General features: G+C 59.9%; 9 protein-coding genes. 3 read left to right on the forward strand and 6 right to left on the reverse strand.

The genetic code is table 11. The features are described 5' to 3' along the window. Window positions 1–5: 5 nt before the first annotated feature. Genes KUW67_RS08570 through argH form a run of 5 tightly spaced genes read right to left on the reverse strand, consistent with a single transcriptional unit; the run spans window position 6 to window position 5,853 of the window. The gene (locus tag KUW67_RS08570; protein ID WP_224824885.1) at window positions 6–2,645 is read right to left on the reverse strand and encodes a TIGR02302 family protein; all 2,640 of its coding nucleotides are present in this window, start codon (window positions 2,643–2,645) and stop codon (window positions 6–8) included. Between the two features lie 36 nt (window positions 2,646–2,681). Continuing rightward, window positions 2,682–3,947, reverse strand: coding sequence for a diaminopimelate decarboxylase (gene lysA, locus KUW67_RS08575; protein WP_224824886.1), 1,266 nt, complete (start codon window positions 3,945–3,947; stop codon window positions 2,682–2,684). Between the two features lie 11 nt (window positions 3,948–3,958). Beyond that, a complete protein-coding gene (locus KUW67_RS08580) occupies window positions 3,959–4,273 on the reverse strand; it encodes a DUF2834 domain-containing protein (protein WP_224824887.1) in 315 nt (104 codons plus the stop codon). Continuing rightward, window positions 4,274–4,468, reverse strand: coding sequence for a hypothetical protein (locus KUW67_RS08585; protein WP_224824888.1), 195 nt, complete (start codon window positions 4,466–4,468; stop codon window positions 4,274–4,276). It lies immediately after the preceding gene. After that, complete coding sequence (gene argH / locus KUW67_RS08590) at window positions 4,465–5,853, reverse strand: argininosuccinate lyase (protein ID WP_224824889.1); 1,389 nt, start codon at window positions 5,851–5,853, stop codon at window positions 4,465–4,467. The genes KUW67_RS08585 and argH overlap by 4 nt, the downstream gene beginning before the upstream one ends. Window positions 5,854–5,878: 25 nt before the next feature. Here argH and KUW67_RS08595 point away from each other — a divergent pair, with 25 nt between their 5' ends. Then, window positions 5,879–6,430, forward strand: coding sequence for a TlpA disulfide reductase family protein (locus KUW67_RS08595; RefSeq protein WP_224824890.1), 552 nt, complete (start codon window positions 5,879–5,881; stop codon window positions 6,428–6,430). Here KUW67_RS08595 and KUW67_RS08600 read toward each other — a convergent pair. Further along, entirely contained in the window at window positions 6,413–6,991 is a 579-nt protein-coding gene (locus KUW67_RS08600; RefSeq protein WP_224824891.1) for a DNA-3-methyladenine glycosylase I, read from the reverse strand. The two genes, KUW67_RS08595 and KUW67_RS08600, sit on opposite strands and share 18 nt — an antisense overlap. Window positions 6,992–7,168: 177 nt before the next feature. Here KUW67_RS08600 and KUW67_RS08605 point away from each other — a divergent pair, with 177 nt between their 5' ends. Both KUW67_RS08605 and KUW67_RS08610 read left to right on the forward strand, forming a co-directional pair. Continuing rightward, the gene (locus tag KUW67_RS08605; RefSeq protein ID WP_224824892.1) at window positions 7,169–7,945 is read left to right on the forward strand and encodes an EAL domain-containing protein; all 777 of its coding nucleotides are present in this window, start codon (window positions 7,169–7,171) and stop codon (window positions 7,943–7,945) included. A 172-nt stretch (window positions 7,946–8,117) separates the two neighbouring features. Continuing rightward, a complete protein-coding gene (locus KUW67_RS08610; RefSeq protein ID WP_224824893.1) occupies window positions 8,118–9,293 on the forward strand; it encodes an acetyl-CoA C-acetyltransferase in 1,176 nt (391 codons plus the stop codon). Window positions 9,294–9,310 lie beyond the last annotated feature (17 nt).

Below are 9,310 nucleotides of genomic sequence, written 5' to 3' on the forward strand. Positions count from 1 at the left end.
CCAGATCAGAAGCGGTCCAGCAAGCGACGCAGATAGTCGCGTTCGACCTCGGGGCGCTCTGTCTCGCCAGAGCGGCGGCGGATTTCGTCAAGCAGATCGCGGGCACGGCGATAGACGTCTTCATCCTGCAAAAGCCCCTGTTCGGTGCCAAGTTGACCGCCGCTATTGCCTTGCTCGCGACCAAGCGGGTCGCGTTGGCTGGGGGCGTTCTGACCGAACTGGTCGCCTTGCTCGCCCTGACCTTGCTGTTGCTGCTGCTGGGCCATCTGATCGCCCAGGTTGCGCATCCCTTCACGGAGCGCTTCCATCGCTGCTGACTGATTATCAATCGCCTCCGCCAGATCGTTCTGGCGCAGCGCTTCTTCGGCATTATCCATGGCTTCACCGGCCCGGCCCAGCGCCTCACGCGCCGCATCGCCTTCCGGCGTTCCGGCACCGGGCATGCTGCCTTGCTGACGGCTCAACTCATCGCGCAGGGCTTGCTGACGATCCGCGAGGGTGTCGGCTTGGCTGCCCGGGCCCCCTTGCCCGTCCTGCTGGTTCTGCGCCTGACCCTGGCCAGAGCCTTGCTGCTGACCGGGTTGCTGGCCTTCGCCCTGCTGTTCGCCCTGACCCTGGCCCTGCCCCTGCTGGGTGTGCTCTTGCCCACGACCTTGCCCGCCAGAACGGCCTTCATTCTGCGCGCTCTCGCCCGCTTGGGCATTCGGGTTGAACTGTTCTTGCAGATCGCGGAAGGCCTCGTCGCTCAGACCCTGCTGTTCGCGCAGCGTCTCGGCCAGACCTTCCATCGCCTGTTCACCGGGGCTTTGCTGGCCCTGTTGACCTTGCTGGCCTTGAGTGACGCGCATGTTCTCCATCATCTGGTTGAGCTGATCAAGAAGCTGCTGCGCTTCGGCCATACGGCCTTGCTCCATCAGCTCTTGAATGCGGTCCATCATGTCTTGCAGCTGATCGCCCGTGATCTCCTGCATGTTTTCGGCGCTTTGCTGGCCATCCTGCGGGTCTGACTGTTCGGCAAGCTGGCGCATGTAGTCCTGCATCGCCTCGCGCAGTTCTTGCATCAGCTCTGCGATTTCCTCGTCGCTGGCACCGTCGCGCATCGCCTCAGACAGTTGATCTTGCGCGCGACGCAGACGCTCCAGCGCGTCCGACAGGCTGCCATCTTCAAGCAGAATAGCCAGATCCCAAAGGGCCTGCGTGATCTCTTCCTGCTCTTCATCGCCAAAACCATACGCCGCGAAAGCCTCAAGGCGGCGGATGATCATGCGGGTGCGCAGGTAGGCGGTTTCTGAACGATAGATATCTTCCGGGCGATGCGAGACCGTCCGCAGGATCTGCGCCACGCGCGGCGCGTTGGACTTTGACCAAAGCAGGTCGCGGCGCTGCTCGATCACCGACTTCGCAAGCGGATCAAAGAAGCGGCGGCCCGGAAGCGTGACCTCGGCAAGGGCTGTCTGACCGGTCTGGCCCAGCGCGTCTTCAACCTCGATCTGCAACGTCACAGGTAGGTTCGCGAAAGGATGTTCCGACAGGTTCTCGATCAGCGTTTCTTCGAACTCCGCCCGATTGCCAGAGATCGGCATCGGCGCATCCAGCACAATCGGCTCACGCGGGTCTGGATCGACAACCAACCCGTGACGGCGGTCGACATTCACAAGGTCAATGTTGATCGTCGCTGTGCCGCCAACGACGCCAAAATCATCCGTCGCCAGAAATCGCTGTTGCATCTGGCCGTCGGCCTCGGACTCCATATTGGAGGAAAGCGAGACGGACGGCGCGCTATCTGGAACCATGACGATATTCCAGCTGCGCCCGCCCTGCCCGTCGATGGACAATGTGCCGCTTTTCGTGACCTCAAACTCTTGATTGATATCAGCGGCAGAGCCGACATCTTCAGTTCGGCCAGACACCGTCTCGGATACGGTCAACGCGCCCACTTCACCATAAAGGCGCAGCGTGAGGCGACTGCCTTCGGGAACGCGGAATGCGTCATTGGTGATGTCGTTCAGATAGAGGCTTGGTGCGCCAGTGTAGGCGGGCGGTTCAACCCAGCCTTCCCATGCAGGGCCCGTGGCCAGTTGATCCGCCATGCCGGGGGTCATTTGCGTGACCGATGCCACTCGCAGGACAGAGCCGAAAATCAACGCTGTGACAAACGCCAAAAGGGCCACATAGCGCAGCGCGAACGGATCGCGGCGGGCGATGGTCAGATCAGGCTGAACCGGCTTGGCAGATTTCGCACGCTCGGCCATTCGGTCGATATGGGCGTCCCACACGGCTTGCGAAGCGGGGTCTTGCGACCCAATGGCCTGCGTGTCCGTGATCGCTGCAATTGGACGACCGGGAAGCGTTTGATCCAACCGGTCCAACGCCTCGTCCCAGGTGGGCCATATGAAACTGCGGATGCCGTAATAGACCGCGTAAAGCGCCCCGCCGAAGGACGCGACGGCGATGGCCCAGACGGCCTCCACCGCAAGTTCGTCCTGCACGCCCATCATCAGGAGCGCAGCAACAAGGAAAATGATCGAAAAAAGTGGCCAGAACCCCCGCAAGACACGCTCGGCCAGCATGCCGAGACGGGTCAACCGAATAGGCCAGCGCAGGGCGCGCGTGGTGGTATCAGGCAAAGGGGTGGTGTTGGCCATACATCATTCCCAAAGGCTCACATCGCGGGATAGCGATCAAAGCCATTCGGGAATGGTATCGCGATTTATCATTTCGTCAAAGGTGGGACGGGGCCGAATGACAGCGAATTGATCGCCTTGCACCAGAACTTCGGGGATCAGGGGGCGGGTGTTGTATTCGCTGGACATAACAGCGCCATAGGCACCGGCCGAACGGAACGCCACCAGATCATCCGCTTTCAGAGGCGGCATATCGCGTTGCTTGGCGAATGTGTCGCCGCTTTCGCAGACCGGCCCGACGATGTCATAGGGCTGCTGATCGACACCCGGAGCAGGCTCAATCACCGGGATAATGTCATGATAAGCCTCATACATCGCGGGGCGGATCAGATCGTTCATTGCCCCGTCTAATATAAGAAAATCGCGCCCTTCGCCCGATTTCACATAGATCACCTTGCTGACCATGATGCCCGCATTGCCCGAGATCAGGCGCCCCGGCTCAATCTCGATCTCACAGCCGAGATGGCCGACGGTATTCTTGATAAGCGCGCCGTATTCTGTGGGCAGTGGCGGCGCCTCGTTCGAGCGCGTGTAAGGGATGCCCAGACCTCCGCCGAGGTCCAGACGCGTAATCTCGTGTCCATCGGCGCGAAGTTGCTCAGTTAGCTCGGCAACCTTCTGATAAGCCGCTTCAAACGGGGCCAGTTCGGTGAGTTGCGACCCGATATGCACGTCGATTCCGATCACTTTGAGACCGGGAAGCGAGGCGGCCAGCGCATAAACATCGCGCGCGCGTGCGATGGGAATGCCGAATTTGTCTTCCTTGCGACCCGTCGCGATCTTGGCGTGGGTCTTCGCATCCACGTCGGGGTTCACACGGACAGTGATCGGGGCGGTCTTGCCGAGTTGCGTGGCGACAGCAGACAGCACCTGCATCTCAGGCTCAGATTCGACGTTGAACTGCCGAATCCCGCCTTCGAGGGCGAGACGCATCTCATCCGCGGTCTTCCCAATGCCGGAGAAAACGATTTTGTCGCCCGGAACACCTGCCGCCTTGGCCCGCATATATTCGCCGCCAGAGACCACATCCATACCTGCGCCCGCATCCGCCAACAGCTTGAGGATTGCCTGGTTCGAGGCTGATTTCATCGCAAAACACACCAGATGCGGCATGCCATCCAACGCGTCATCAAACAGCGTGAAGTGACGCAAGAGCGTGGCCGACGAATACAGATAGAACGGCGTGCCAACCTTGGCCGCAATCTCGGACACGGGGATATCTTCAGCGTAAAGAACGCCGTCTCGATAGAGGAAATGATCCATTAGGCGGGCCCCTAAACCGGTCGTGAACGCAGGAACAGATACAGCGGCAAACCGCAGCTGACGCCGATACAGAACGTCGCCGGGATCGCGATGAGGGCGATCCAGTTCCGGCGCACCAGCGTCTCGGAAATGATGAAGACCGTCAGGGCCACGGCGGCAATCGTCAGGTCCCAGACCAGCCCGCTTGTTGCCGCATTCACGTGCCACGCATCGACCATCGCCATCAGGTCATAGCCGTTCTCATTGAACCAGCTGATGAAGTAATACATCGGATGGATCGACCCCCAGATCGCGAGGGCCAGGTATGTCAGGCGGAGCGGCGACATCTATGCGCCCTCAGTCACGGTCGAGGGGTCGATGGGGCGCGACAGGTCGCCCTCCACGGTCGAGGTGTCCGTCGGGGTCGTGATTGGCTCTGCCGGAACGATCACCTCCGCGTCTTTTGGCGGCGGGGGCGTCGGCGGGCCATCGGCGCCGCAAGCAGCGAGGATCAGTGGAGCGATCAGAAGAAGCGGTCTCATCCAAGGATTTCCTTCCAGCGGGCAACTTGTTCGCGGACACGTGTCGGTGCCGTGCCGCCATAAGACATGCGCGACGCGACCGAGTTTTCCACCCCAAGAACGTCGAAAACTGTCTTCGTGATATCAGCATGAACGGATTGCATGTCCTCAAGGCTCAGATCCGGCAGGTCGCAGCCCTTGGATTCGGCCAGTGCGACCAACGATCCGGTGATGTGATGCGCATCGCGGAACGGCAGGCCCAGCTCGCGCACCAGCCAGTCGGCAAGGTCCGTCGCGGTGGAAAAGCCGGTGGCCGCCGCCGCGCGCAGTTCTGCGCGGTTGGCGGTCATGTCCTTGACCATGCCTTCCATCGCAGCCAGCGCCAGCATCAGGTTGTCGGCCGCGTCAAAGACCTGTTCCTTGTCCTCCTGCATGTCCTTGGAATAGGTCAGCGGAAGCCCCTTCATCACCATCATCAGACCCGCATTGGCCCCGAAAATGCGCCCCACCTTGGCGCGGATCAGCTCGGCCGCATCAGGGTTTTTCTTCTGCGGCATGATTGAAGACCCGGTGGAGAAGCTGTCGGACAGCGTCACAAATCGAAACTGCGCCGAGGACCAGATCACCAGTTCTTCGGCCAAGCGGCTCAGATGCATCGCGCAGATGGAGGACGCGGCAAGAAACTCCAACGCAAAGTCGCGATCCGCCACCGCATCCAGCGAATTGGCCGCGGGGCGGTCAAAGCCCAGCTCTTTCGCGGTCATCTCCCGATCAATCGGAAAGGACGTGCCCGCCAAGGCAGCCGCTCCCAAGGGCGATGTGTTCATCCGCCGCCGTGCATCCGCAAAGCGCGACCGATCCCGGCCCAGCATTTCAACATAAGCCAACATGTGGTGGCCCCATGTGACCGGCTGCGCGACCTGCAAGTGGGTGAAGCCCGGCATGACCCAATCGGCCCCGGCCTCGGCCTGCCCGACAAGCGCGGTCATCAACGCCGCCAACGCGCCGTCCACCGCATCCAGCTGATCGCGGACCCACAGTTTGAAATCCGTCGCCACCTGATCGTTGCGCGACCGGCCCGTGTGCAAACGGCCTGCGGGCTCTCCGATAATCTCTTTCAGACGCGCTTCGACATTCATGTGGATGTCTTCCAGCGCTTTCGAGAACGGGAAATCCCCCGTTTCAATCTCTGACAACACTGTGAGGAGGCCTTCCCGGATCGCCTCGGCGTCCTTATTGGTCAGGATACCCTGTGCGGCGAGCATCTTCGCATGGGCGCGTGAACCTGCAATGTCTTGCGCCGCCATCCGCTGGTCGAAATCTATGGACGCGTTGATCGCCTCCATGATGGCGTCGACCCCACCGGAGAACCGGCCACCCCACATTGTATTAGCGCTGTCTGTCATGTCGTCCTGAACCCTCGGAGGGAAAATGTATCTCAAGTCTCTGGCTCTCTATACGGCCCTCGCCTTTGGTGCAATTGCAGCACATGCCGACCCAGCGCTTGAGGCCCTGCGCGAAGGCGACATGAAGAAGCTGACCTTCCATTCAGACCCACAAGTCGTGCCATCAACCGCGTTTGTTGACGCAAGCGATGCCGAACTGTCGCTTGAAGCCTATCGCGGCAAATACGTGGTGCTGAATTTCTGGGCCACATGGTGCGCGCCCTGCCGTCACGAAATGCCGATGCTGTCGAACCTACAGACCGAATTTCAGAGCGATACGTTCGAGGTGGTCACCATCGCCACCGGTCGCAACTCGCTGACCGGCATGCGGAAGTTCTTCGATGAAATCAGCGTCGATAATCTGCCCCTCTACCGTGACCCACGTCAGAAGCTGGCCCGCGAGATGGCGGTGCTGGGCCTGCCGATCACGGTCATTCTTGATCCCGAGGGCCGCGAGATTGCGCGCCTGATCGGCGATGCCGAATGGGACAGTGACAGCGCGAAAGCGATTATCGCGGCGCTACTTGCGCAAAGCTAAAGCGGCGACGTCTTTGTGGCGCGGACAGGTGATCAGATGATCGTTGACCATGCCCACCGCCTGCATGAACGCATAAACAATCGTCGGACCGCAGAATTTGAAGCCTTCTTTCTTCAGATCCTTCGAGATTTGCGTCGAAAGCGGCGTCGCAGCGGGCACCTCTTCTAAAGTCCGAAAGCTGTTCTGGAGCGGTGTGCCGCCCATATAATTCCAAAGATACGTATCAAATCCGATCCGATCCTCAATCCGGCACCACGCTTGCGCATTGCCGATGGTCGCTTCGATCTTGCCGCGATGGCGAATGATACCCGGGTTCTGGAGCAGCCGCTCCACCTCAGGCGCGCCCCACCCGGCGATCTCGCGCGGATCAAACCCATTGAACGCCTCGCGGAAATTTTCGCGCTTTTTCAAGATGGTTATCCAGCTGAGGCCCGCTTGAAACCCATCCAGGATCAGCTTCTCCCAAAGCGCGCGACTGTCCCATTCGGGCACGCCCCATTCGGTGTCGTGATAGTCGATATAAATCTGCTCTTGCCCGACCCAGCCGCATCGCTCGCCCATGAAAAGCCCTTTCGTCTTTGTCCTGAGCCCTGATTACGACAATTAGAACAAAATGTGAATCTTTACCGGCTCTTAGGGATTATGGCGCAGCTTGGGCACAAAGCATGATTCCACACGAAGGTCCCGTCGATGCGGCAAAACAAAGGAAAGAAGGGCAAACGGACAAGCCCGCTGTCTATGGCCATACAACAACGCGACCGCAACGTGATGGAAATGGTGCGCAGTGCCGTCGCGTTGAAACGCGTGATGATGGCCTATCAACCCGTCGTGCAGGCCAAAAATCACAAACGCGTCGCCTTTTACGAAGGGCTGATCCGCGTGATGGATGAAACCGGGCGGATTATTCCAGCGCGGCAATTCATCGACCAGATCGAAGAAGTGGAACTTGGCCGCCAGATCGACTGCCGCGCCTTGGAAATGGGCCTGGCCTCGCTGGCAGAAGAACCGGGGCTGCGCCTGTCGATCAACATGTCTGCGCGCTCTATCGGGTATCGCGAATGGATGGACGTGCTGAATGCCGGATTGCGGCGCTGCCCAACAATTGGTGAGCGGCTGATCCTTGAGATTACCGAGACCTCGGCGCTGACCGTGCCTGAGTTGGTCTGCTCTTTCATGGATGATCTGCAGTCGCGCGGCATTGCTTTTGCCCTTGATGACTTCGGCGCGGGGTTCACCTCACTTCGCCATTTCAAGGATTTCTACTTCGACATCCTCAAGATTGACGGTCAGTTCGTGCGCAATGTTCACCATGACCCTGATAATCAGGTTCTGGTGAAAGCCCTGACAGGGATCGGACAGCAGTTTGAGATGTTTACAGTTGCCGAAGGGGTCGAGACGGCGGAGGACGCCGATTTTCTGACCTCGATTGGGGTTGATTGCCTGCAAGGATATCATTTTGCCCCGCCCTCGATCCGGGCACCGTGGCGACAGCCGGCGGCGCAAAAAACAGCGTAAGCCATCCTATTTCCGGCCAATCAAATCACAAAGTGAGACGAAACGCCCGTTGAACCCTGTTTTTCCAGCACATACGAGTCGCAGTGATGGGGCGAGGCCCGTCACATGGTGGCTGGCATATAAGAATGCCCACCTTGGTCCTCGTCAGGAACTGACTTGAAGAGGACCAAATATGACCAATGTCGTAATCGCCTCCGCAGCCCGGACGGCTGTTGGAAGTTTTGGCGGATCATTCGCCAACACGCCTGCCCATGACCTCGGCGCAGCCGTGCTTGAGGAAATCGTTGCCCGCGCCGGCATCGAAAAAGGTGAGGTTTCCGAGACGATCCTCGGTCAGGTTCTGACAGCCGCGCAAGGGCAGAACCCTGCGCGCCAGGCCCACATCAACGCTGGTCTTCCGCAAGAAAGCGCGGCTTGGTCGCTGAACCAGGTCTGCGGCTCTGGCTTGCGCGCCGTGGCTTTGGCCGCTCAGCACATCCAACTGGGTGACGCCGACATTGTGGCAGCAGGTGGTCAGGAAAACATGACCCTCAGCCCCCACGCCGCACATCTTCGCGCCGGTCACAAAATGGGCGACGTCAAATACATCGACACCATGATCCGCGACGGTCTGTGGGACGCGTTCAATGGCTACCACATGGGTCAAACCGCCGAGAACGTTGCCGAAAAATGGCAGATCAGCCGTGAGCAGCAAGACGAATTCGCCGTTGCATCGCAAAACAAAGCCGAAGCCGCACAGAAGGCTGGCAAGTTTGACGACGAAGTTACAGCCTTTACCGTGAAGACCCGCAAAGGCGACATCGTTGTCGATAAAGACGAATACATCCGCCACGGCGCAACGATGGAAGCGATGCAGAAACTGCGCCCGGCTTTCACCAAAGACGGCTCGGTCACGGCGGCCAACGCTTCCGGTCTGAACGACGGTGCTGCCGGTGCCTTGCTGATGTCGGCTGACAATGCAGAAAAGCGTGGCATCAAGCCGCTCGCGCGCATCGCCTCCTACGCAACGGCTGGTCTGGACCCATCGATCATGGGCGTCGGCCCGATCTATGCATCCCGCAAAGCGCTGGAAAAGGCGGGCTGGAAGGCAGAAGACCTTGATCTGGTCGAAGCCAATGAAGCCTTCGCCGCGCAGGCCTGCGCCGTGAACAAGGATATGGGCTGGAACCCCGAGATCGTGAACGTCAACGGCGGCGCGATTGCCATCGGCCACCCGATCGGTGCCTCCGGCGCGCGCATCCTGAACACGCTGCTGCACGAAATGGTGCGCCGCGACGCCAAGAAAGGCCTCGCCACGCTGTGCATTGGCGGCGGCATGGGCGTTGCCATGTGCCTCGAGCGCGACTGATCCAGACGGGCGGCTGT

This window comes from Cognatishimia sp. MH4019, assembly GCF_020177595.1.
In the GTDB taxonomy this organism is placed as follows: domain Bacteria; phylum Pseudomonadota; class Alphaproteobacteria; order Rhodobacterales; family Rhodobacteraceae; genus JAHTBL01.

Excerpts from the sequence above, each read along its gene's own strand:
- KUW67_RS08585 (WP_224824888.1), bottom strand. The coding sequence starts at position 4,468 with ATGAGACCGCTTCTTCTGATCGCTCCACTGATCCTCGCTGCTTGCGGC.
- KUW67_RS08570 (WP_224824885.1), bottom strand. The coding sequence starts at position 2,645 with ATGGCCAACACCACCCCTTTGCCTGATACCACCACGCGCGCCCTGCGC.
- argH (WP_224824889.1), bottom strand. The coding sequence starts at position 5,853 with ATGACAGACAGCGCTAATACAATGTGGGGTGGCCGGTTCTCCGGTGGG.
- KUW67_RS08580 (WP_224824887.1), bottom strand. The coding sequence starts at position 4,273 with ATGTCGCCGCTCCGCCTGACATACCTGGCCCTCGCGATCTGGGGGTCG.
- KUW67_RS08595 (WP_224824890.1), top strand. The coding sequence starts at position 5,879 with ATGTATCTCAAGTCTCTGGCTCTCTATACGGCCCTCGCCTTTGGTGCA.
- KUW67_RS08600 (WP_224824891.1), bottom strand. The coding sequence starts at position 6,991 with ATGGGCGAGCGATGCGGCTGGGTCGGGCAAGAGCAGATTTATATCGAC.
- KUW67_RS08605 (WP_224824892.1), top strand. The coding sequence starts at position 7,169 with ATGGCCATACAACAACGCGACCGCAACGTGATGGAAATGGTGCGCAGT.
- lysA (WP_224824886.1), bottom strand. The coding sequence starts at position 3,947 with ATGGATCATTTCCTCTATCGAGACGGCGTTCTTTACGCTGAAGATATC.
- KUW67_RS08610 (WP_224824893.1), top strand. The coding sequence starts at position 8,118 with ATGACCAATGTCGTAATCGCCTCCGCAGCCCGGACGGCTGTTGGAAGT.